1 protein-coding gene is annotated in these 812 nt (G+C 59.9%); it reads right to left on the reverse strand.

The genetic code is table 11. The annotated features are described in order from the left end of the window. Nucleotides 1-263: 263 nt before the first annotated feature. A partial coding sequence (locus tag AC1DT3_RS22985) for a calcium-binding protein (protein WP_477467472.1) occupies nt 264-812 on the reverse strand: 549 nt, incomplete at its 5' end.

Genomic DNA, 812 nt, shown 5'->3' on the forward strand with positions numbered 1-812 from the left:
CTCCGCTACCATTCGAAAAGCCCGCCCGGTCAATGACTTGGCGGGATTTTTATTTGTTGGGTCCTCCCTTTCGGTCTTGCCGACCGATTCCGGGAATGGGCGTAGCTGGGCCTGGCGGTAAGCTTGAATGCGTGCGCTCGGCTGGTTCGTAAGCGGGGAACACGAACGGCGCTGTGTTCAGCCCTCACGCCTGTCTTGCGGTGCGGCGGCGTCGTCTGAATCCGAACTCGCCCTCGGGCACCGGATTGGGCAACTCTGGGATCCTACACGATGAAGAAATCGGACTTCGTCAGTGCGATTCCACTCCCGAGGGTCGCGATCTTGACTTGCGCACCACCGCCGATCCCATCGGCATCGTAGTAGAGATTTCCCGCTGCCTTGTCGTAGATGACCCGATCACTTGCGTCGTGGGCGCTCGGGCCGATCCAGAATTTTTCCGCGGTGAACGCTTTCGGATTTGCCGCGCTGCCTGATTTTCCAAGTCCTTTGAAGATGGCGTTGTCGCACCAGATGGAATCATCCTTCGCATTGAAGGCGACAATCCTGTCGACGTTTTTTGTTGTGTGCGGCTTGCTGTCGAACACGAAAGTGTCACGACCGCCTTCGCCGTTCATGGTGTCGTTGTCCGCCCCGCCGTAGATGGTGTCGTTCCCGGCGCCGCCGTAAATGCGATCATTGCCGGCATCTCCGAAGATGAGGTCGCGGCCGAGATCGCCTCTAAGCGTGTCGTGACCGGTCCCGCCACGAAGAACATCGTTGCCCGCGCCCCCGAAGAGCTGATCGTTCCCGGCGAGGCCCTGCAGCACGTCCAC

Source organism: Microvirga sp. P4_G7, assembly GCF_056401005.1.